This window comes from Vibrio sp. 397 (genome assembly GCF_033339395.1).
Classification (GTDB): Bacteria; Pseudomonadota; Gammaproteobacteria; order Enterobacterales; family Vibrionaceae; genus Vibrio; species Vibrio alginolyticus.
The window spans coordinates 198907-220908 of the sequence record NZ_JAWOUN010000008.1 but is presented as its reverse complement, the minus strand read 5'-3'; the positions used below and the strand labels follow the sequence as shown (position 1 = coordinate 220908).

Annotated in this window: 19 protein-coding genes; 11 read left to right on the top strand and 8 right to left on the bottom strand. The window is 44.4% G+C overall.

Going from position 1 to position 22002, the window contains the following annotated elements:
- Positions 1 to 33: 33 nt before the first annotated feature.
- From R7P36_RS14985 to R7P36_RS14960, 6 genes are all read left to right on the top strand, one after another.
- Entirely contained in the window at positions 34 to 438 is a 405-nt protein-coding gene (locus R7P36_RS14985) for a hypothetical protein (RefSeq protein WP_005376863.1), read from the top strand.
- A 414-nt stretch (positions 439 to 852) separates the two neighbouring features.
- Entirely contained in the window at positions 853 to 1944 is a 1092-nt protein-coding gene (locus tag R7P36_RS14980) for a TRAP transporter substrate-binding protein (protein WP_017636112.1), read from the top strand.
- Positions 1945 to 2059: 115 nt separating this feature from the next.
- Positions 2060 to 2599 (top strand): TRAP transporter small permease subunit, encoded by a 540-nt coding sequence (locus tag R7P36_RS14975; RefSeq protein ID WP_005376869.1) that lies wholly within the window; start codon positions 2060 to 2062, stop codon positions 2597 to 2599.
- Between the two features lie 12 nt (positions 2600 to 2611).
- Positions 2612 to 3898, top strand: coding sequence for a TRAP transporter large permease (locus R7P36_RS14970; protein ID WP_005376871.1), 1287 nt, complete (start codon positions 2612 to 2614; stop codon positions 3896 to 3898).
- Positions 3899 to 4049: 151 nt separating this feature from the next.
- Positions 4050 to 5405, top strand: a complete 1356-nt coding sequence (locus R7P36_RS14965; protein ID WP_318122214.1) for a cache domain-containing protein — start codon at positions 4050 to 4052, stop codon at positions 5403 to 5405.
- The gene (locus tag R7P36_RS14960) at positions 5398 to 6036 is read left to right on the top strand and encodes a response regulator (protein ID WP_005376875.1); all 639 of its coding nucleotides are present in this window, start codon (positions 5398 to 5400) and stop codon (positions 6034 to 6036) included. Before R7P36_RS14965 ends, R7P36_RS14960 begins: the two co-directional genes overlap by 8 nt.
- Before the next feature lie 40 nt (positions 6037 to 6076).
- Here the strand turns inward: R7P36_RS14960 and R7P36_RS14955 are convergent, their stop codons facing one another.
- Entirely contained in the window at positions 6077 to 6553 is a 477-nt protein-coding gene (locus tag R7P36_RS14955) for a MarR family winged helix-turn-helix transcriptional regulator (RefSeq protein ID WP_005376877.1), read from the bottom strand.
- A gap of 387 nt (positions 6554 to 6940) precedes the next feature.
- Here R7P36_RS14955 and R7P36_RS14950 point away from each other — a divergent pair, with 387 nt between their 5' ends.
- Positions 6941 to 8512, top strand: a complete 1572-nt coding sequence (locus R7P36_RS14950) for a BCCT family transporter (RefSeq protein WP_005376879.1) — start codon at positions 6941 to 6943, stop codon at positions 8510 to 8512.
- A 231-nt stretch (positions 8513 to 8743) separates the two neighbouring features.
- Positions 8744 to 10627, top strand: a complete 1884-nt coding sequence (locus R7P36_RS14945) for a methyl-accepting chemotaxis protein (RefSeq protein WP_005376880.1) — start codon at positions 8744 to 8746, stop codon at positions 10625 to 10627.
- A 69-nt stretch (positions 10628 to 10696) separates the two neighbouring features.
- On the opposite strand, the gene R7P36_RS14940 is transcribed toward R7P36_RS14945, so the two are convergent.
- Complete coding sequence (locus R7P36_RS14940) at positions 10697 to 11416, bottom strand: 3'-5' exonuclease (protein WP_005376881.1); 720 nt, start codon at positions 11414 to 11416, stop codon at positions 10697 to 10699.
- Between the two features lie 8 nt (positions 11417 to 11424).
- Entirely contained in the window at positions 11425 to 13314 is a 1890-nt protein-coding gene (locus R7P36_RS14935) for a DUF294 nucleotidyltransferase-like domain-containing protein (protein WP_104979487.1), read from the bottom strand.
- A gap of 314 nt (positions 13315 to 13628) precedes the next feature.
- On the opposite strand from R7P36_RS14935, the gene R7P36_RS14930 reads away from it, so the two are divergent.
- Complete coding sequence (locus R7P36_RS14930) at positions 13629 to 14270, top strand: outer membrane beta-barrel protein (protein WP_025767291.1); 642 nt, start codon at positions 13629 to 13631, stop codon at positions 14268 to 14270.
- An 89-nt stretch (positions 14271 to 14359) separates the two neighbouring features.
- Here R7P36_RS14930 and R7P36_RS14925 read toward each other — a convergent pair whose 3' ends face one another.
- From R7P36_RS14925 to R7P36_RS14915, 3 genes are all read right to left on the bottom strand, one after another.
- Positions 14360 to 15550, bottom strand: coding sequence for an amino acid aminotransferase (locus R7P36_RS14925; RefSeq protein WP_318122213.1), 1191 nt, complete (start codon positions 15548 to 15550; stop codon positions 14360 to 14362).
- A 331-nt stretch (positions 15551 to 15881) separates the two neighbouring features.
- The gene (locus R7P36_RS14920) at positions 15882 to 16181 is read right to left on the bottom strand and encodes a hypothetical protein (protein ID WP_005376885.1); all 300 of its coding nucleotides are present in this window, start codon (positions 16179 to 16181) and stop codon (positions 15882 to 15884) included.
- A gap of 245 nt (positions 16182 to 16426) precedes the next feature.
- On the bottom strand, positions 16427 to 16657 hold the full coding sequence (locus R7P36_RS14915) for a hypothetical protein (RefSeq protein WP_318122211.1): 231 nt from the start codon (positions 16655 to 16657) through the stop codon (positions 16427 to 16429).
- A gap of 258 nt (positions 16658 to 16915) precedes the next feature.
- On the opposite strand from R7P36_RS14915, the gene R7P36_RS14910 reads away from it, so the two are divergent.
- Entirely contained in the window at positions 16916 to 18307 is a 1392-nt protein-coding gene (locus R7P36_RS14910) for a PLP-dependent aminotransferase family protein (protein ID WP_042522779.1), read from the top strand.
- A gap of 98 nt (positions 18308 to 18405) precedes the next feature.
- Positions 18406 to 18630 carry a hypothetical protein gene (locus tag R7P36_RS14905; RefSeq protein WP_033905633.1) on the top strand — a complete coding sequence of 75 codons (225 nt, stop codon included), beginning with the start codon at positions 18406 to 18408 and terminating at the stop codon, positions 18628 to 18630.
- Between the two features lie 91 nt (positions 18631 to 18721).
- On the opposite strand, the gene asnS is transcribed toward R7P36_RS14905, so the two are convergent.
- Entirely contained in the window at positions 18722 to 20122 is a 1401-nt protein-coding gene (gene asnS / locus R7P36_RS14900; protein WP_017636101.1) for an asparagine--tRNA ligase, read from the bottom strand.
- 189 nt (positions 20123 to 20311) lie between these two features.
- Positions 20312 to 21937 (bottom strand): methyl-accepting chemotaxis protein, encoded by a 1626-nt coding sequence (locus tag R7P36_RS14895; RefSeq protein WP_042522778.1) that lies wholly within the window; start codon positions 21935 to 21937, stop codon positions 20312 to 20314.
- Between the last annotated feature and the right edge of the window lie 65 nt (positions 21938 to 22002).

The following is a 22002-nucleotide window of genomic DNA, read 5'->3' as shown; positions in this document are numbered from 1 at the left end:
CTGCTGAGATGCAGTGAACTGGAGAAATATTCAATGAGACTTGCTCATAAGCGTAAAGTGCAGATGAAACTGCAAAAACGCATTAAAGCGACAGTAGCAAACTTAGCTGCAGCACCTAAAGCAGTGAAGCCTGTTGCGGAAAAAGCAGTAGCACCTTCTGTTGCTGAAAAAGCTGTTGCGGAGAAAGTAGTAGCTGATAAAAAAGTAGCTGCAGTGAAAACAGTTGATGTTGCCCTTACTCCTAAGCAACAACAAGTATTAGACATCGTTATGGCGAATGCTGAAGGTATTAACCCTAAAGGCATCGGTCTAGCTGCAGGTCAAGAAGATACTAAAGCGGCATCATGGGCTACTGGCGCACTAAAGAAGCTTCTTGAAGAAAACCTAGTTCAAAAAGAGCAGTTAGCAGGTAACAAAGTTATCTACAAAGCAGTTTAATTACCGCTACCGTTCTAGATTGAATACCTCGGCCGATGCCGAGGTATTTTTTTATCTTGGTATTGGAAATAATGCATTAAGTACTGACTTTAACACTACCAATAAGTGGTTTGTCACATTTTCTTAAATACTATGTAAATTTTTTGGCAGAAAAATACGTACGTATTGTCTTTTATTTTCATTCATAGATAAAAATATAATTTACTGATTTTGCTATTAACAGTCTTTTGTCATGACGATTATCCTACGTACTTGTACGTAATACCTTAGGCTAATGCCTTATTGATGAATTACTCGCTTCCGTGTTCATGCCCATTTCGCATTAGACAACATTGTTACATCTTTTATACCGAATACAGCCAATCCTAATGAAATGGATGACAACAATAACCTTGGTGATAAAGGACGTGAACGATGAGTCTAATCCAAAAATCTTTAAAACGAGTGCTCAAAACAACCGCTGTCGCTGCCGCGATGGCACTCGCAGCGACTTCTGTAAACGCTGCTGAAAAAGTCTATCGTTTAAAGCTTGCTGAAACTTGGGGGCCTAATTTCCCAATTTTTGGTGATACCACAAAAAACATGGCCAAAATGGCGGAAGAGATGTCCAACGGACGTTTGCAAATCCGCATTGATTCCGCAAACAAGCATAAAGCGCCTTTTGGGGTGTTTGATATGGTTAAGTCGGGTCAGTATGACATGGGTCACTCAGCGTCTTATTACTGGAAGGGTAAGGTTCCAAACACACTTTACTTCACTTCTATGCCCTTCGGTATGTTGCCAACTGAGCAGTATGCATGGTTTTACTACGGCGGTGGTATGGAGCTGATGGAAAAAGTGTACTCTCCACATAACTTGATGTCTTTCCCTGGCGGTAATACCGATACTCAGATGGGCGGGTGGTTCCAAAAAGAGATCAAGTCCGTCGAGGACTTACAGGGTTTGAAAATGCGTATCCCAGGGTTTGCTGGTGAGATTTTGGCTGAGTTAGGTGCCAAGCCAACGAATATCGCCCCTGGTGAGCTATATACTTCTCTAGAGCGTCGCACAATTGATGCCTTGGAATGGGTTGGTCCATCGCTGGATCTACGTATGGGCTTCCACAAAATCGCGCCTTACTACTACACAGGTTGGCATGAGCCAGCGACTGAGCTTCAGTTCCTCGTTAACAAGCGCACCTGGAACCGTCTACCTGATGATCTAAAAGCGATTTTGCAAGTAGCCATGAAAACGGCCGCTTACGATATGTACACGCAATCGAAACACGAAAGCGGCAAAAACTGGGCATCTATTAAGTCTGAATACCCAAATGTTGAAGTAAAAGATTTCCCACCTGAAGTAGTAGCTGCGTTGCGAGAAGCAAACGATCGTTTGTTGAAAGAACATGCAGAAAAAGATGCTTTGGCGAAAGAGATTCAAGAGTCGCAAGCGAACTATATGAATCAAGTTCGACCATGGTCAGATATTTCGCACCGAGCGTACTTAAACAGTCAAGCTCAACAATAACGTTATGAAGCAGGCGATGCCGAGAGGTTTAGCCTGCTATCGAAGCCCAAGAAAACTTCATAATGAATGCTCCGCACCATAGCGGAGCGCATCTAAACGTTCCACGGAGTTCGGAATGAGAAGTCTTATTTATATTGAGCGATTATTTAACCGCTTTAGCGATTTTCTCGGATGGTTATCCAGCATCCTGTTTATTTTGTTGTTAGCAAACGTTGTGTACGACGTTGTCATGCGTTACGTGTTTAATGATGTGTCTATCGCATTCCAAGAAATGGAATGGCATCTATTCTCTGCCGTGTTCTTGCTTGGTGTGCCTTACGCAATTAAGTCCGGTGGCCATGTCCGCGTCGACATTTTTTATGAACGCTTATCTTACAAAGCACAATCCATCATCGACATCATAGGCACACTATTTTTCTTATTCCCTTTTTGCCTACTGGTCGCTTGGTTTGGTATTGATTTCGCCAAGGAGAGTTACGCGTTAGGCGAGACGTCTGGTGACCCAGGTGGCTTACCATATCGTTGGATTATTAAAGCGATGATTCCGCTGTCATTTTTCTTTATGGCGGTGAGTGGTATTGGATTGTTACTTCATTCAATCAACAAAATTGTCAACCCTCATCTCATCTATGCCGGTAATAACGGTAAGTCGTAAAAGGAAGTCATTATGATCGGTATAGTGATGTTTTTTGTTGCGCTCTTTGCGCTTCTATTGGGATTTCCCGTTGCCTTTACTTTTGGTGGTATCGCGCTGATTTTTGGTGTTTGGGCTGAAGGCATCGAGATGTTTGCTTTTATGCCATATCGAATTCAGTCCATTATGGAAAATACGGTGCTAATGGCCGTACCGCTGTTCGTTTTTATGGGGCTAGTGCTACAGAAAACGAAGCTTGCTGAACAGCTACTAGAATCAATGGGGCGTTTGTTCGGTGGCGTTCGCGGTGGTATCGCTATTTCTACCGTGTTAGTTGGCGCATTGCTTGCAGCTTCAACGGGTGTGGTAGGCGCATCAGTTGTTGCGATGGGCTTAATATCTCTTCCTGTGATGCTCAAGTACAATTACGACAAAGGTTTAGCGTGTGGGACTATTTGTGCGTCTGGCACGTTGGGCCAAATTATCCCACCTTCTATCGTGTTGATCTTGTTGGGTGATGTACTTGGCGTACCGGTAGGGGACCTATTTCAAGCTGCGATCTGGCCCGGTATTACACTTGTTGGCGCCTATGTGATCTATATTCTCATCTACGCGAAGTTGAACCCTCAAGCCGCACAGGCGATAGAGCGTGATGAGTCGATCAGTCGTAAACAAGAAGTGCTCACCGCACTGAAAGCTGTATTGCCACCTTTAGCATTGATCATCGTGGTATTGGGCTCCATCTTTGCAGGGATTGCAACACCAACAGAGTCAGCGGCACTGGGTGGTGCAGGTGCGATTATTTTATCGCTATTGTATAAGCAGTTTAGTTGGTCGATGATTTATGATGCATCAAAAGAGACAGTTAAAGTAACCGCAATGGTCTTTGCGATCTTACTTGGTGCGACCGCCTTCTCAATGGCATTTACCTACACTGGTGGTGATTATTTAGTTGAAGAGTGGATGTTAGAACTGCCGGGTGAAAAGTGGGGATTCCTTATTATTACCATGGTGGTGATTCTGATTTTAGGTTTCTTTATCGATTTCGTTGAAATCTGTTTTATCATCGTGCCAATTATTGCGCCAGTCGCTGAATTGATGGGCATTAATATGACGTGGTTTGCGATTCTTATTGCGATGAACTTGCAGACGTCGTTCCTCACACCGCCATTTGGCTTTAGTTTGTTTTATCTAAAAGGTGTCGCTCCAGCAGGGGTTACTACGCGTGATATCTACAAAGGTGTGATGCCATTCATCGCGATTCAGATTGTTGTGTTGGCGTCTTTGCTGTTTTTCCCAGGTTTTTACGGTATGAGTTAATCACTCGATAATAAAGAGATTTTGTGAACTGAGAGTTTTTACCTTTTGAGACAAGTTGTTAAGCTGTTAATTATGTCTATGCAGACACAATCGATTGGTTTGTACTGCTAAGATAGTAAGCTGTAAAGGCAGCGTTTCATGGAGGGAAGGGATGCCTCTCAAAGCAAAGTTAATTCTGCTGACACTGATACCCGTGGTATTGGTGTCAGCGAGTATCAGCTGGATCTCTATCTATCAAACCAAGACCCTTGGCAAAAGGGAGGTAGAGATCTTTCATCAAAACCTGATCCAATCAAAAGAAGCGGCGCTGAAAGATACGGTCGAAGTCGCTTTTGACTCCATTTCTTACATCTACAACGATCCGACATTAGAAGAGAGTGTTGCCAAAACGCGTGTGAAAGCGATTTTAAATCGTTTGAGTTATGGGTCTGACGGCTATTTTTTTGCTTATGATAAATATGGTACCAACCTTGTACACCCAGTTCTTCCAGAGCTTGTCGGGGAAAACTTACTCTATCTTGAAGACGAAAATGGCGATCGCTTAATCGAAGCTTTATTGTATCAAGCGCAATCCGGTGGCGGATTTCATCAGTACCTGTGGCAAAAGCCATCTACGGGTGAAGTCGTCCCTAAGCTTAGTTACGCTGCATGGCTCGATAAGTGGGAATGGATGATAGGGACTGGGCTGTATATTGAGGATGTCAGCCGAGAAGTCGCCAATATGCGCGCGGCAGTGAACAAAAATATCGAAACGACATTTTTCTCAGTCGTCGTGATCTTAGCGGTGACCGTTGCTGTAATCATTGTTCTCACTTTGGCGATCAATCTGCACGAGCATCGCCTCGCTGATAAGAACCTGAAAGAATTGGCACATAAAACCGTGATGTTCCAAGAAGATGAGAAAAAGCATTTAGCGCGAGAACTGCATGATGGAATCAATCAGTTGTTAGTCTCCAGTAAATGTCATTTAGACTTAATGAGTCATAGACTGGAAGACGAAAAACTCAAATCCCACTTAGATAAATCACAACGATCGCTCGTCACCGCGATAAATGAGGTGCGGCATATTTCTCATCAGCTCCGTCCAAGCGCCCTCGATGATATCGGTTTAGAAGCAGCACTGACGACCTTGCTACAGGATTTTCATTCCCATTCCGGGATTGATATCGAGAGCAATTTCGATACTCAGCAGCACAAACTGACTTCGGAAGTCGCAACGACGCTATATCGCGTCGCTCAGGAGTCTTTGAATAACATTGAAAAACATGCGCGAGCGAAAAAAGTAACGGTTACTTTGCAAAAAATGGGCAATATGCTGCAATTACTCATACGTGATGATGGCGTTGGGTTTGTGGTTAACCAAGCAGTGCACCAACAAGGGATTGGGTTAAGGAATATGCAAGAGCGTGTAGAGTTCATCGGTGGTGAATTTGAGCTAATGAGTGAGCTTGGCTTGGGAACAGAGATTACCGTGCTGCTTAATTTGGATGAAATAGTTTATGGATAAACCGATTAGTGTAGTGATTGTCGATGATCATCAAGTGGTGTTGGATGGCTTCATGGCTCGTTTGGAGTTAGAGCCTGACATCGAAGTGGTGGGTACAGCAAGTAATGGTTTGGAAGCGATAGAGGTCGCAAAGCACTTGCAACCGGATGTCATATTGATGGATATCAGCATGCCTATAATGAACGGTATTGAAGCGACTGGTGTAATTAAAGAAGCGCGCCCAGAGAGCAAAATACTTATGTTGACCATGCACGATAATCGCGAGTACATCATGAAGGTCATGCAAGCTGGTGCCGTAGGATATATGCTCAAGGAAATCTCGGCCGAGAAAATGGTGCAAGCAATAAAAACGGTGAACCAAGGCTCGACGTATTTCTGTGAATCCGTCACACAAACACTCTTTACCCAAGAAGTGGTGCCTGCCACGCAAAAAACGAATCCTCTCAGCCGCAGGGAAGAAGCGGTACTTAAATTAGTTGCTCAAGGAAACAGCAGCAAAAAAATCGCCACTTTACTCAATATTAGTTATCGAACGGTAGAGACGCATCGCCATAACATTAAGCACAAGTTGGACTTACATTCGACGGCAGAGTTAGCAAAATATGCGTTTGAAACTGGCTTGACTGAGTAGGAGAGTAGTGCCCGCAAAAAGCGAGCACGTGGGAGCGAAACTAATCGGCTTTGGTAATGCTACCAAGCTCTAGCATTGGAGCAACATCGATGTCCTCTGCATTCATCATCGTCGAGATGCGTTGAACGGAAGATAGTAGAAGGGATTGCTCCCATTCTTCCAATTTTTGGAATCGATTAATGAAGTGCTCTTGCAGCGGCGTTGGTGCTTGTTTTAAGGCTTCTTGGCCCTTGCTCGTAAGTACAGCATGCACTTTACGCTTGTCTTGAACACTGCGCTGACGCTCAACAAACTGGCCTCGTTCTAGTCTATCTAGAATGGTCGTTGCGGTCGCTTGGCTCATGTTAGTGTGGCTAGACAACTGTTTAATCGTCACGTTATCTAAGTCATTGATAGCGCGCATCAAAATCAACTGTGGAGCAGTCAATCCAGACTCTTTGCTCAGCTTTTTAGAATGTAAATCAATAGCGCGGATGATCTGACGAATCGAGACCAATACTTCTTCGTACTTTTCCAATTTATTCATCCAGTCTGTAGGGAACATTTATCGAGGCGACACTAACTTAAATGCGCCCTTATTTAAAGGGGGGAAATCAAAAATTACCCCTACAATTTTACGCCGTGTCCTCAATACCATTTTGTCGCGCCTTTTCGACAAAATAAGAAGAGCTAAAATTATTATAGCAATAAATGTTTGTGGTCTAACTATTGTAGTAGTGATTTGTTCTATCAAAGGCCGTAACCACACAGTGAAAAGTAAGTTATTGGATTTTTTAATAGCAAAAAGATAGACAAAAACGTGTCAAATGATAGGATCTTGCGCCTTCACGGAATGCAAAACGTATCGTGTTCGAAAGATTTTTTTGTTTGGTACGTAAAAACACTACAAAAATAGAGAGGAACGATGACAAAGGGTATAGATAAGTACAGTATCGATAGTACCGACTATACGGTAGGTCAGGACAACGTTCAAAAATGGGGTTTTGATGTTCATAACCCAGTTTTTGGTATTAGTGCAGGTTTAATTGCGCTGTTTCTTGTCGCTGCATTAGTTCTAGATGCACATACCGCAAAGACGGCACTTGATGGGCTGAAGTGGAAAATTATTGGTTCATTCGATTGGTTGTTCATTATTGCAGGTAACATTTTCGTTATTTTCTGTTTGGCGCTTATCGTCTCACCAATGGGTAAGATTCGACTAGGTGGTAAAGACGCTGTTGCCGATTACTCGTTTATGTCATGGCTTGCAATGCTATTTGCAGCTGGTATGGGTATCGGTTTAATGTTCTGGAGTGTTGCAGAACCTGTCGCTTACTTCACCGGTTGGTATGAAACGCCACTTGGTGTTGAGGCAAATACACCAGAAGCCGCGAGATTGGCACTGGGTGCAACGATGTTCCACTGGGGCCTTCACCCATGGGCAATTTACGGTGTTGTAGCACTTTCTTTAGCATTCTTTGCCTACAACAAAGGTTTACCGCTATCTATGCGTTCGATCTTCTACCCACTTCTGGGTGATCGTGCATGGGGTTGGGCTGGCCACATTGTGGACATTCTGGCTGTGCTTGCGACTTTATTTGGTCTTGCTACATCCCTAGGTCTAGGTGCGCAGCAAGCAGCAAGTGGGATTCATCACGTATTTGGTGTTGAGCCAGGCCTAGGTCTGCAAATCGTCGTTATTACCGTGGTGACTTTACTTGCTGTTGTTTCAGTCGTACGCGGCATCGATGGTGGTGTTAAAGTCATTAGTAACATCAACATGGTTGTGGCGTTCTTGCTACTTCTCCTTGTTGGTCTTATCGGTTGGGCGGCGAGCCTAGGTTCGATTCCAACCACACTTATGGCATATGTAGAGAATATCATCCCACTAAGTAACCCGTTTGGTCGTACGGACGAAGCTTGGTTCCAAGGCTGGACAGTGTTCTACTGGGCTTGGTGGATTTCATGGTCGCCATTCGTAGGCATGTTCATCGCGCGTGTTTCTCGTGGTCGTACCGTTCGCGAGTTCATCACAGCAGTTCTACTGGTTCCAACTGCGGTTACCGTTGTTTGGATGTCTGTATTTGGTGGCCTGGCGATCGAGCAAGTTGTTGATAAAGTAGGTGAGCTGGGCACAAATGGCTTGACTGACGTATCACTTGCTATGTTCCAAATGTTTGATGTTCTTCCATTTGGTAGCATGCTTTCTATCATCGCTGTTGTGTTGGTACTTGTGTTCTTCATTACGTCTTCTGACTCTGGTTCACTTGTTATCGACAGTATCACGGCAGGTGGTAAAGTCGATGCACCTGTACTTCAACGTGTCTTCTGGGCATTCATGGAAGGTGCAATTGCGGTTGCTCTGCTATGGATTGGTGGCTCCGAGGCGGTTCAAGCTCTTCAGGCTGGTGCCATTTCTACAGCACTGCCATTTACCTTCATTCTGCTTGCAATGTGTGTGAGCTTATTGATGGGTATGCGAACTGAGCGTCAGTAATTCGGCATTTTATAAAACCGTTTGACTAACAATCAATCAAAAGGCCAGCAATTTGCTGGCTTTTTTTGTGCGGTTTTTATGACGCTCGAGACAAAAAAATGACACATGAAAGTTCATATTTTACAAAGAGTTAATGTGCTATTTTGTTTTTTAAAAATTAGTGAATAGTCGTAAAAAAGTGTGTAATATTCATGCACCTTAACTGTTCTCCCAACTCAAAAAACTATAAATATGAAATTATCATTAAAACAAAAGCTTATAGGCGCAAGCCTTTCTGCTGTTGTTGTGATGGCAACAGCACTTACTTGGTTGTCGGCTGGTCAATTATTTGATCAGACTCGTTCAGGTGTCTATTCACGTGCGCAAAGTCTTAGTACTACTGCGTCAGAGGGAATTTCTGATTGGGTCAATATCCGTAAAGATATTGCCACTGCGTTCAACGACTACTCGACCGAGCAAGACGTTGTTCCTTTCCTACAACAAGCTCGCAAGGCTGGTGGCTTCGATGACATCTTCCTTGGTACACCAAACGGTGATATGTACCGCTCTCATCCGGAGCGTAACCGTGCTGATTATGACCCTCGCACACGTCCTTGGTACAAGGATGCTGATGCCGCGGGTAAGCAAATCATCACAGCCGCATATCAAGACGCAATCACGAATGCACTACTTGTGACCATTGCTGAGCCAGTAATGAAAAATGGTCAGTTTGTTGGTGTTGTTGGTGCGGACGTACTGATCGATCAGCTTATCAGCGATGTGATTAACTTAGATGCAGGTGAAAACGCGCATGCGATGCTAATCGACATGAATGAAGGCACCTTCTTAGCGCATCCAGATAAAAGCTTGACGCTTAAGCCTATCACCAGTGTTCTAAAAGATTTTTCAGAAGAGGCAATTGAGCGCGCCGCCGATGAAGGTCGTATCGAAGATACGGTAATCAAAGGAAAAGAGAAGCTTTACTACTTCAATAAAGTTCCTGGTACGCATTGGATGTTTGCGATTGAAATGGATCGCGCAACAGAAGAAGCAGGTCATGCGGTATTGCTACGAGATCTATTGTTTACTGCTGTGGCGATCACGATTGTGGTTATTCTTGCAGTTTCTTGGCTAGTTGGTTTCTTGTTCCGTGACTTGAACCGCGTATCAAATGCACTGGAAGAAATTGCATCTGGTGAAGGTGACTTAACGCAACGCCTAGAACCACGCAGTGATGATGAAGTAGGTAAACTGGCGGAAAACTTCAACCGTTTTGTTGGCAACATGCACACAATGGTTACTAAGCTTAGCCACGTATCTTCTGCGCTTTCAGAGCAAGCACGCACGACAGCACAGCAAGCTGAGGAGCGTAGTCAGCGTATCTCTTACCAGCAAGATGAAATCAACATGGTGGCGACGGCCGTGAACGAAATGGCAGCAGCGACACAAGAAATTGCAGGTAATGCTGATAGCACGGCAAGTAACTCAGAAGAAGCGGTTCAAGCTTGTTCACACGGTTCAAGCCAAGTAACTCAAACGCAAGGCTCTATTCAGAACTTAGCGCAAGAAGTTCAAGTTGCTACTGATGTGATTCAAGAGCTAGAAGCACACGGAAATAGCATCAATACGATTCTATCAACGATTCAAGGCATTGCAGAGCAAACGAACCTACTTGCACTTAACGCGGCGATCGAAGCGGCACGTGCAGGTGAGCAAGGCCGTGGTTTTGCTGTGGTTGCAGATGAAGTCCGCGTATTGAGCCAACGTACTCATGCTTCAACGCAAGAGATTCAAGAAACTATCGAGATGCTACAAGGCACAACGGCCAAAGCGGTCGGTATTATGGGTGACAGTCGTCGTCTAGCTGATACCAGTGTTGATGATGCCAATGCGGCTGCAGCGAGCTTGACGCAAATCCACACTGCTGTTGAGCGTATCAGTGATATGGCAACGCAGATTGCTTCAGCAGCAGAAGAGCAAGCATCGGTAACCACTGAGATCACTCGTAACACTGAAGGTATTCGTGACGTGTCTAACGAGTTGTCAGTCGAAGCTCATCAAGCAGCAGAACAAGCTGCTCACCTGTCTGAGCTATCACACGAACTTGAACAAGAGATTCAACGCTTTAAGCTGTAATCTTGTCTCAAGCTAAGTAAAAAGGAGCCATCTGGCTCCTTTTCTGATCGCTATTAAGCGTGAAGTATATTACAGCCAGAACTCACTGATGGGTTGCTCTTCACTGTAATGATGGGCGATTTGCGCTTGCAGTAGCTCTGCGGTAGCAATTGCATCGGTTAATGCATGGTGAGGCGTATAGTCTGGCAGCCCATAACGGCGTCGAGATTGCGCTAGCCGAACCGATTCTGGTTTTTTCCCTTTTAAACGCTCCCAGAGAGAGCCTGAACGTTTCTGTTGAATCGTTTCTTCAAGGTGCAGCGTATCTAAAACAGGAAACTCAATACCTTCCCCTAAACGGCTTTTGAGCGCTTTATCCAGAAACTCTCTCTCGATACGACGGTAATGAACAACAATGATTTTCCCGCTTAAGCATGGTAGCAGCTCGCTTAAGATATCGCCTAAGTCAGGCGCATCGATCAATTCGCTGTGAGTAATACCGTGTATAATGACTGAGTCTTCATCGAGTGCACGCTGTGGACGTACCTTCCAATGACGCGAGTTACGTAGGAAAATTCGCTTCAGGTTAAACGGCACTAAACCAATAGTAATGATGTCATGTTTTTCAGGATTCAAACCCGTCGTTTCGAAATCTAACGCCACGAACTCCACCTCAGATAACGGTGTTTCTGGAGCAGGCGGCTTGTTGCTATAAAACGCAATTAAATTCTCATCCTTCGCCATCTCCAGCTTTTGTTCAAACTTCGTTGGCCACTGAATGGTTGGCTTCTGAAAGAGCTTTTTAATCATGCTAAACCTCACTTAAAGCTCTTGTTCGCTTGGTAGCGGAACTTAAGGAAATTTTGACCATTGCTTAGGATCTGGAATGCATCCTTTAGGTTGCGACGTTCAAACTCAGAGAGGTTTTCCGGTTCGATATTGTTATCAGGATCAATGCCTAGTTCCACATCCGTCGCTTGGTGACGAATACGCACCATGGAAATAAACTCTAACGCGTCTTTTAAGTCTTGTGCTCGACCTTTTGGCAAAATGCCAGCATCAATAATGTCGTCAAGACGCTCAAACGAGTTCTGTGCACGTGAACCAACCGCCAGAGAGTGAACGCGAATTAAGTCGACCAGAGGAGCAGTACCGCGACGTTTGAGGTTGATGGAGTTGTTGTGTCTGCCATCTTTTTCCATCACGAAGTCTTTAAAAAAGCCTAGAGGTGGTGTTCTGTTTAGTGCGTTACGAGCCAAACACGCTAAGAAGCGGTTGTTCTTTCGAGCGCGACGAACAATAAAGCTAGTTAACTGTTCTGCCCATTTTAAGCGGCCATAGACGCCATCCAAGTCGAAAAAGATGGAGGCGTTGAGTAGTGCTTTCGGGTTCGGGTTATCAATCCAGTCAGCAAAACACTCTTCCCACTCTGAACGAGTCATGCGCCATAGTGGGTTGGTTGCCATAATATCGCCTGTGCAATATTTGTAGCCACAGGCATCTAAACCATCGCTGACGTATTTTGCTAGGGCTTCGAAGTATTTACTATGTTTCTCTTCTTGATAGGTCTCATCTAGAATGATGGCGTTATCTTGGTCAGTTACCAACAGTTGCTCATCTCGCCCCATTGAGCCAAGTGCAAGGAAACAATAAGGAATTGGCGGTGGGCCAAGCTCTTCTTCTGCCATTTCTAGCAGACGCTGTTTGAAGCTTCGGCCAATGACCGACATCGCGCTACCCACCATGTGAGAGTTGGCATCTTCATTGACCAAACGCACGAAGCTGCTTTTCACTTCTTCGGCAACAACGGCTAAATCTTCGATAGTCTGTTGTTGGAAAATACTACTCACCAACAACAACGAATTCTGAGATTCATAACGAACAATGTCGGTTGTTTCGATAATACCGATTGGTAATTGGTTTTTTACCACTGGTAGGTGATGTACGTTGTAACGCAGCATCGTTAACATTGCTTCATAGATGTAAGCGTTGTGGTCAAGTGACATGACCTCCGTGGTCATCACACTGGACACATCGTCCTGTGGGGACAAACCTTCAGCTAACACACGGGTACACAAGTCGCGGTCAGTAATGATACCAAGTACTGGGGACTGTGGATCGTCTTCGTCACGAACGAAATCTGGGTCGACGATAAGTAAAGCCGATACGTTGTCATTCGCCATTTGCTGCGCGGCTTGCTGGATTGTCTGACCACGATCAATCGTATGAGCATCGCCAGTTAGCAAGGTTTTCACTTTCGACGTCGTCAGGTCATTGGCGTCTTTGTTTTCTGAAATGGCTTGGCGTAAACGAGCGCTATTTTCAACTTCAACAAAATCCGCAAAGGAATCAAAGTTATCGTAAATTTCTTGGAAAATGTCACCAGGAATACAGTAGAGCAGGGTATCCTCAATGGCTTTTACCGGAAAGCGGACTTTGTTATTGGTGAGCATGCCCATCTGGCCAAATAGGTCACCCTCGTCAAGGCGGTTATACAGCTCACCTTTGCGTCGATAAACTTCAACAACACCGCTTCGCACCACGTATAAATCTTGGATATAGTCTCCAAAATGGATGATGGGGGTATCTTCTCGGTAGTACGAGATTTCGACACTCTCTGTCACCTTGTTTAGTGTTTCTTCAGGGAGTTCATTGAACGGGGGATACTTGGCGAGAAAGTTGTAAATCTCGAGAAGTTCTGCATCCATCGAAGGCGCCTTTTAGTTCGCAAATAATAAAGTAATCTTAACTTAGTTTTAAAACAGAGTCTTATCTGAACCGCGATTTTCGTGCTCAGTCATAAGATTCTGACATATCGCACGATAAGGGAGCTTCATTTTTACTACTATATGGTCACCTCAATTGAAAAAGACGTCGTCGATATGTTTTCTTCGTGATGACTGATTAGATCTTTGGCTGTTTCAGATCGTTATCACGTCTTTAGATTAAGCTATTCTTCTTGAGCCAAGTAGCTCAGGCGATGGAATACAGTGTTTAGATAATTCTCATGAAAGGAAGTCGAATGGTGAGAAATTTATTGCTTGTTTCTTTAGCTGCTTTGCCGGCGATATCAAGCGCAGCGGTCATGGACCAAGCAGAAAAATTTGGGTACGAACACATTCATTTGGATGTTGGTGCCGGAACGACAAACGAAGAATGGTTAGATAACTCTAATGCGACCACAGTTGGACTCGGTGGTAACTATTTGTTTACTGAGAACTGGTTGTTTAATGTTGATTACTCAGCGCAGTTTTTCCATCCGGATGATTTTACTCTTCGCATTGACCGCCTTTTGTTTGGTGGTGGTTACCGTTATGGAGTTACAGAGCAATTCGATATCTACGGGATATATGGAATAGGCGCAATCAAAGCGAAAGCGACGGACGACAAAACGGATAATACGTTGTCTTCCGATAGCGAATTGATTCAAGCTGTAACTGTTGGGGTGAATTACTTGCTCAGTGAAAAGCTTATTGCGACAGCTGAAGTGGAGTTGAACCGTAGTGATATCGTTGATGAGAACAATTTTAAGATCGGTTTTAACTACCAATGGCATAAAGTCATCGGCACTGGTCTTTTTTATCAGTTTAGAGATACTGATTACAGCGGTGAAAGCTCAGATTACGTCAATGAAGTAGGGCTGAGTTTGAAGTTTGTCTACTAGATCGGACGGGTTCGCTTTTGGCGTTAAGTTAAAACAAAAAAGGTCAGCTTATGCTGACCTTTCCTTTTAATAAAGTATGCGACAGTCGATTATAAAACCGCTGCAATGCCTTTACACAGAGGGCCCATATTTGACTTCGTCATACCAGCAACACTGATTCGGCCAGAACCGACAATGTAAATACCGAACTCTTCTTTAAGGCGGTTAACTTGCTCTTTAGAAAGACCAGAGAAAGAGAACATACCATTTTGACGTTCGATGAAACTAAAGTCTGCGTCCACACCCTCTGCTTTTAGTGTCGCTACAAATAGTTCACGCATTTCTTGAATGCGGTCACGCATTTCTGCTACTTCAGCTTCCCATTCCGCACGCATTTCGGCGTTGCCAAGAATGTGAGTCACGACAGCGCTGCCGTGTGCAGGTGGGTTAGAGTAGATAGAGCGAATAATGGCTTTAACTTGAGAAAAAGCGGTTGTTGCGACTTCTTTTGACTCAGCTACTAACGTGAAGGCACCTACGCGTTCATTGTATAGGCCAAAGTTTTTCGAGAAAGAGCTCGCGACTAGGATTTCTTTGTTGTATTTAGCAAAAGTACGAAGACCTGCAGCATCTTCTTCCACACCTTTAGCAAAGCCTTGGTAGGCGAAGTCGAACAGAGGAAGCAATTTCTTCTCTGCGACAAGTTTCGCCAATGTTTCCCATTCTTCAGCCGTAGGATCGATCCCTGTAGGGTTGTGACAGCAGCCGTGTAGAAGCACGATGTCGCCTTCAGATGCAGATTGCAGATCATTTAGCATCGCATCGAAGTCTTTGTCTTTTGTTTCAGCATTGTAGTAGCTGTATTGTGCCGTTTCGATACCAGCAGCAGTAAATACGCCGTTGTGGTTCGCCCATGTTGGGTTGCTGATCCAGATCTTTACATCGCCTAGTTGACGTTTAATAAACTCGCCGGCAACACGTAGTGCACCAGTACCACCCGGAGCTTGAGCTGTTTTAGCGCGTTTTTCGTTTACAATTTCTGCATCAGAGCCGAAAAGCAGTTTTTGCACTGCAATGCCGTACTCTGCTGTGCCTTCGATGGTTAGGTAAGATTTGGTTTTTTCAGTTTCAACAAGTGCTGCTTCAGCTTTCTTTACTGTCGCAAGAACGGGAGTTTCGCCTTGCTCGTTTTTGTAAATACCTACGCCAAGGTTAATTTTGTCTGCGCGAGCATCTTTTTTAAACTCTTCAGTAAGGCCAAGAATAGGGTCAGCCGGAGCGGCAACTACTTTTTCAAACATAATCTTCATCCATGTTAATCGAAGGGGTGTGCTAACATTTATACCTTTCAGCAATATTGGTTACAACCGTTACTGAAAAGAAAACCTAAAAAAGTTGCGATTTGAAACAGAATTCTAACATAACTAAAGTTTTTGCCATGAAAACGTTTGGTAGGCACAGAGTTTGAAGGGCATTTATGCCATGGTTGGAGAAGTTTTGCACACATCCCAATCGTTTCAATTCAGTGCTTTGCGTTAACACGTTTATAATTGTCTAGTGAGGATTTGTTGAGACAAAAACGCCCCACCAAAGGTGGAGCGTTTACTGTTAGAGTATGGATATCGGTTGGGGTTATTTCTTCAGATTGATTTCCGACTCAACCGCATTGGTTTCGATGTCAGGGTTAGAAGAAAGTTTTTCAGTCGCCCAGTCGTTCATATGCTTTAAGATCGCTTTTAATGCGTGCTTTTCGGTTGGTACTTCTGTCTTTTCAACTTCAAGTTTTTGCTTCGGATGCGTACCCGTCGCATCTTCCGCAACGTGTAGCCAATCTGGGTGCCAGTAATAAGGTTGGCCGGAAGGAGAGCTCCAAGAATGTACGCCGTTGGATTCACCTTTGTATTTAATATCTTCTTCGTTGTATTTCGCCATTATTGTTTTCTCTCATAATCCATGAGTTGAGGTGTGCATCACCATTACTATTTAAATGTAACAGATGTAATGAAAATTAATGTGATAACAATCGACTTATTTTGCCCTTTGAACGCTATAGAAGATGCGTACTTCTCATTCAGAAGAATTTACTATTTGGCAGGTTTTAGCTTTATTTGTGTTTAAAGCATACAACGATGGATTCGCCTACCTAATGCTATTCTTGAACGGTGATAGAGCCTAAACTACTCGTCATTCAAGTGTTTGAGAATCGCCGCTTTTGCATGCTCTTCTGTCGCTGTTTCTCCATCAGGGACTTCAAGGTCAGCCTTTTTGTGTTCACCCAAAGTATCTTCAGCGATATGCAGCCAATCAGGATGCCAATAATAAGGGGTGGTACTGCCAGGATGGTCCCAACTATGTACACCTTTATGTTTTCCGCGATACGAGAGATCGTCCATTGGAAAAACTTTCATCGCTTCCTCCTGATTTAAAGACAGTAGTTCGAAGTGAGTTTAACGCACTCAGTCCAACGTAAAACCTTGGCTTTTAGGTATTGCAAAGATGTGAGGCAATATGTGTGTAACGGTCAAAGTATGGGATATAAACGCTCACTTCGTGGCTGAAATATCTATTATAAGCTTGATAAATTACGTTGCTAAATTGAATACTCCCATATCAGAATGCTGGCGCGAAGTATGCTATGGTGCGGCTGTAAGTGAAATGAGGGAAACATGAACCGATACCGTCAACTGGCTGAGCTGTTCAAAACGCAGATTCAGCAAAATACTTGGAGAGCAGGGGAAAAGCTGCCATCAGTGCGTGTAACAAGCCGAAACCATTCTGTCAGCGCAGGTACGGTATTACAAGCTTATCAGCTGCTCGAAGCACAAGGTTGGGTCGCAGCGAAACCTCAGTCTGGATACTTTGTGACTGCGGAGTTGGACCGCTTCGAACCGAGTTCTCCAGCCACTTCCGTTTATCGCTCCAGCATCAACGATGAACTTTACGACTACCTCAAAAATCAGGCCTCATCGAATGCGGTGAAGTTTGGCTCCGCGTTTCCAGACCCAGCATTGTTCCCATTAGAAGCGCTAAACCGCAACCTAGCCAGCTCAGGCAGGAAGATGGGGGTAGAGACGTTATTGGATAACTTGCCGCCGGGCTGTGAGTCTCTACGCCGTTTGATTGCTCAACGGTACATCCAACAAGGTATGGTGTTTACCCATGATGATATTGTCGTTACTTCTGGCGCATTAGAAGCGTTGAATTTAAGCCTTCAGGCCGTGACCCAGCCTGGAGATACTGTTGTAGTTGAATCACCGACGTTTTATGGCGCACTTCAAGCGATTGAACGTTTAGGTCTAAAGGCGATAGAAATAACGGTGGATCCGTTAACTGGACATTCAGTGGATCAAATTGAAGCGACTTTTGCCGACAATGATGTTCGCGCATGTTGGTTAATGACTAACTTTCACAATCCAACAGGAACCTTATTAAGTGACGGGCAGAAGCAACGTATCGTCGAACTGGCTGATAAATACGATGTGTACTTGATCGAAGATGATGTGTATTCAGAGCTTTATTTTTCTGAAAAAAAGCCAAGCTCACTTAAAGCTTTTGATACACAAGAGCGCGTGTTGCATTGTGGATCATTTTCAAAAAGCCTTTGTCCTGGCTATAGGCTGGGCTGGGTGGTAAACAAACGCTTCAATGAGCAACTTCAAAAGCTGCAACTTATCTCGACGTTGTCAGGCAGTGCACCAATCCAGCAGGGTATCGCGCATTACTTGCAAAACGATAGTTATGATAGCCATCTTAGAAAACTGCGAAAGAATCTTGAGCAGCGGCAATTGGCGTTTATTGAACTGGTTGATAAGTACTTTCCCCAATCGATTCGTTACACGCAACCGGAAGGCGGCTATTTTCTTTGGATAGAACTGCCGAAAACAAAGTGCGGAAAAGCGATTTATCAAAAGTTATTGGAAGCGAACATCACTGTAGCATTTGGTCAGTTGTTTTCTGTCGCTCCAAATTATGAGAACTACCTGAGGCTTAATACATCGTTACCTGTAAATGATGAATTAGAACAAGCCGTGAAGACGGTCGGAGAATTACTTCATTAGCCAACTGTTTACCTGTTTTTTGCTCAAACTGTATCAGTGGACGATACCGAAGCTGTGTTTCAATCATGGGCAGACAACCATTTAGGTTAGGAGCCGTAATGAAAAAGCAGTTGGTAAAGCATGAACTTAGGTTGATGGGTGTTGCTATTTTTAGCGCATTTTTGTTGGTGTTTGCACATTTGATATTGGCGAAATCTTTTTCTCATATGGTTTGGACGGAATACACTGCTGCCGTTATCCCATTTGTGATGTTTGGCTTGTGTGTGGTTGGAGTAAAATACGCAGCGCGAGCAGATGAGGATGACGACGAAGATAACAACTAGAGTGCATACACCGGTTGCTAGAAAATCAATCGTACAAAATAAAAGACCTCCACATGGGAGGTCTTTTTAATTCAATATCACTAAAAAGTGATTAGAAGTTCGCAGAGCGAGGAGTACGTGGGAATGGGATCACGTCACGAACGTTGCCCATACCAGTTACGTAAGATACTAGGCGCTCGAAGCCTAGACCGAAGCCTGCGTGTGGCACTGTACCGTATTTACGTAGGTCGCGGTACCAGCTCATATGTTCAGGATCGATACCCACTTCACGCATACGTGCATCTAGAATGTCTAGGCGCTCTTCACGCTGAGAACCACCGATGATTTCGCCGATGCCCGGTGCAAGAACGTCCATCGCTGCAACTGTTTTACCGTCATCGTTAGCACGCATGTAGAATGCTTTAATATCTTTCGGGTAGTTCTTAACGATTACAGGTGCTTTGAAGTGTTCTTCAGCAAGGAAACGCTCGTGCTCAGAAGACATATCGATACCCCATTCAACTGGGAATTCGAACTCACGGCCTGAATCAAGAAGAATCTGGATTGCGTCAGTGTAGTCAACCTGTGCGAAGTCAGAAGAAACGAACTGCTCTAGACGAGTGATTGCTTCTTTGTCGATGCGTTGAGCGAAGAACTCAAGGTCATCACGACACTCTGCAAGCACCGCTTTAAACACGTACTTGAGCATGTCTTCAGCCAGTTTCGCTACATCATCCAGTTCTGCGAACGCAACTTCAGGCTCAACCATCCAGAATTCTGCTAGGTGGCGGCTTGTGTTTGAGTTTTCAGCTCGGAAAGTAGGGCCGAAAGTGTAAACTTTGCTTAGCGCACAAGCGTAAGCTTCTGCGTTTAGCTGACCAGATACGGTTAGGAACGTCTCTTTACCGAAGAAGTCTTCGTTGTAGTCCACTTTACCAGCGTCAGTGCGAGGAAGGTTTTCCATGTCTAGCGTAGATACGCGGAACATTTCACCAGCGCCTTCAGCATCTGAAGCCGTGATCAACGGCGCAGATACCCAGAAGTAACCTTGCTCGTGGTAGAAGCGGTGGATTGCTTGAGATAGGCAGTTACGTACACGTGCTACTGCACCGATTACGTTTGTGCGCGGACGTAGGTGCGCAACTTCACGTAGGTACTCGATTGAGTGACGAGTTTTTGCCATTGGGTAAGTTTCAGCATCTTCAACCCAACCAACCACTTTAACGTCAGTGGCAGCAAGTTCGAAGTCTTGACCCTTTGCAGGAGATTCAACAATCTTACCAGTTACTTCAACAGAGCAGCCAGTCGTTAGCTTTAATACTTCGTCTTCGTAATTATTAAGATTATTTGGGACCACGGCCTGAATCGGGTCGAAACAAGAGCCGTCATATATGGCAAGGAAAGAGATTCCAGCTTTGGAATCACGACGTGAACGGATCCAGCCACGAACAGTCACTTCGCTGTCTACTGCTAGCTGACCTTTCAATACGTCTGATACAGGCGCGTAAGTCATGTTTTCAATATTCTCCATTGAGGTAAAAATTCAACTCAACGCTTACTTAAAGTACTTGTCTAATAACATTTTTGTTCAAAAAACAAGCTAAGCGCTGAGTTGGGTAGCATTTTACAGATTCAACGAGACATATTACCTGTCAATTCGCTCGCATCAACCTTTATATTCGTTTTGATGGGGAGAATCTCTCTATTTATTCACTCTTTTGTGCTCTGAAAGTGTGAATTGGTTTAGTAATTGCTCTAAACGTTCGGATAGATGCTCTAAATCAACACTAATATCACGCGTGTGCGATGCTGATTGCGATGTGTCGTTAGCATGCAGTGTGATCACATCTATTTTAGATTGAATATGCTGACTTACATCAGATGTGGTTTGCGTCTGGTTTTGGATATCTTCTGCATGTCTGAGCACTTGGCGCATTTCGTCAACAACGTTATGCATTGTGGCTGATAGTGCCTCGACATCGACAGAGCGTTGATGAGCAAACTGGCAGACGGTATCAACAGAAGTTAATGACTCTTCACTTCCTTGCTGGAATTGAGAAATGATATGTTCAATATTACCAGTGGCCTCAGCCGTCCTAGAAGCCAGGTTACGCACTTCTTCCGCGACGACCGCAAAACCGCGCCCTTGCTCTCCGGCTCGGGCGGCTTCAATAGCAGCATTCAACGCGAGCAGATTGGTTTGTTCTGCAATACCCTTAATAACCACAAGAATGGACGACACTTCTTCGGTTCTTTGATTTAGAGAGCTGATTTTTTCCCGTACGGTATCAATGTTACTTACTAGTTGTTTGATGTCTTCACTTACATTGTGTGCTTGGCTTGCACTATGAGTGGCGACATCAACGGTGTGATTGACCAAAACAGTAGCGTTGTTAGTCGAGTCCTCAACCGCAGTTTGTTGCTGCAGCATATCGGTGATATTGCTTTGTACTTCGCTGGTCTCTAGCTGTTGGTTATTGGCAGCTTTATCTGTGGACTGCGCGACAGCAGTTAGTTTACTCGCGGAGTCGGCAAGTGAGTGAGAGGTGTCTTGCACACGTTCTAAGCTTTCGGAGACCGTATCCATGAATGAATTGATGGCAGTAGAAAGTTGGCCCACTTCATCCTGTTGGTGATGCATAAGTCGTTGAGATAGATCTTTGCTATGGCTCACATTCGACATGAATTTCGACGTTCTTTGAATTGGTCGTACAATGATTTTCTGAATCAAACTCATCGTTATGATGAAGCCCACAAATGCGATTACGGCCATTATTCCCATCGCAAACATTGCCTGTTTACTGATCATTGAATTGACATGATTCATGTTGTATTCCAAGCGAATCGCGCCCAACACTTCTCCTGCTGGTGCAACGTGGCAAGAAACGCAGTTGGTGCCACGGTAATTTTCGCTCGATTTCATTGGTAGCGCGACTACTAACCCTTTGCCCCAATCGGCTGAGATTGGTTCAATCACCAGTTCACCATTCAACGCTCGTTGATCAATATCATCGACAGGCTGCTGGTTTTGTTGCCCAGGTCCGTAAAGTTTGGTCACAGTATCAGCTCGCAACACGCGAACTGCTTCAATGCCTTCTTGGGCCAGGGCTTTTTGACGTAAGGTCTCTTTTTGCGACATGGTGCCCGTAAGCATCATCATATTTAGGCTATCGAAATAATTACTAGCCTTATCATGGAGTTGTTCACTAAGAACATCATTGATTAAGGTTTTTTGTTGATGGTATTGGTAAGCCGTAGAGGCAGCTAGAACGCAGCTGAAGACAGCAATTAACGCCAGTAAGAGCTTAAAAGTGATAGTTGAGCGCATAAATTTATAAGTGTAATTGGAACGAACTGCACAATATTAATGTGCACAAATGCGCACTGCGAACA

Bases quoted from the DNA above. Each gene is read 5' to 3' on its own strand.
- R7P36_RS14985 (WP_005376863.1), top strand. From the start codon at position 34: ATGAGACTTGCTCATAAGCGTAAAGTGCAGATGAAACTGCAAAAACGC.
- R7P36_RS14980 (WP_017636112.1), top strand. From the start codon at position 853: ATGAGTCTAATCCAAAAATCTTTAAAACGAGTGCTCAAAACAACCGCT.
- R7P36_RS14975 (WP_005376869.1), top strand. From the start codon at position 2,060: ATGAGAAGTCTTATTTATATTGAGCGATTATTTAACCGCTTTAGCGAT.
- R7P36_RS14970 (WP_005376871.1), top strand. From the start codon at position 2,612: ATGATCGGTATAGTGATGTTTTTTGTTGCGCTCTTTGCGCTTCTATTG.
- R7P36_RS14965 (WP_318122214.1), top strand. From the start codon at position 4,050: ATGCCTCTCAAAGCAAAGTTAATTCTGCTGACACTGATACCCGTGGTA.
- R7P36_RS14960 (WP_005376875.1), top strand. From the start codon at position 5,398: ATGGATAAACCGATTAGTGTAGTGATTGTCGATGATCATCAAGTGGTG.
- R7P36_RS14950 (WP_005376879.1), top strand. From the start codon at position 6,941: ATGACAAAGGGTATAGATAAGTACAGTATCGATAGTACCGACTATACG.
- R7P36_RS14945 (WP_005376880.1), top strand. From the start codon at position 8,744: ATGAAATTATCATTAAAACAAAAGCTTATAGGCGCAAGCCTTTCTGCT.
- R7P36_RS14940 (WP_005376881.1), bottom strand. From the start codon at position 11,416: ATGATTAAAAAGCTCTTTCAGAAGCCAACCATTCAGTGGCCAACGAAG.
- R7P36_RS14935 (WP_104979487.1), bottom strand. From the start codon at position 13,314: ATGGATGCAGAACTTCTCGAGATTTACAACTTTCTCGCCAAGTATCCC.
- R7P36_RS14930 (WP_025767291.1), top strand. From the start codon at position 13,629: ATGGTGAGAAATTTATTGCTTGTTTCTTTAGCTGCTTTGCCGGCGATA.
- R7P36_RS14925 (WP_318122213.1), bottom strand. From the start codon at position 15,550: ATGTTTGAAAAAGTAGTTGCCGCTCCGGCTGACCCTATTCTTGGCCTT.
- R7P36_RS14920 (WP_005376885.1), bottom strand. From the start codon at position 16,181: ATGGCGAAATACAACGAAGAAGATATTAAATACAAAGGTGAATCCAAC.
- R7P36_RS14915 (WP_318122211.1), bottom strand. From the start codon at position 16,657: ATGAAAGTTTTTCCAATGGACGATCTCTCGTATCGCGGAAAACATAAA.
- R7P36_RS14910 (WP_042522779.1), top strand. From the start codon at position 16,916: ATGAACCGATACCGTCAACTGGCTGAGCTGTTCAAAACGCAGATTCAG.
- R7P36_RS14905 (WP_033905633.1), top strand. From the start codon at position 18,406: ATGAAAAAGCAGTTGGTAAAGCATGAACTTAGGTTGATGGGTGTTGCT.
- asnS (WP_017636101.1), bottom strand. From the start codon at position 20,122: ATGACTTACGCGCCTGTATCAGACGTATTGAAAGGTCAGCTAGCAGTA.
- R7P36_RS14895 (WP_042522778.1), bottom strand. From the start codon at position 21,937: ATGCGCTCAACTATCACTTTTAAGCTCTTACTGGCGTTAATTGCTGTC.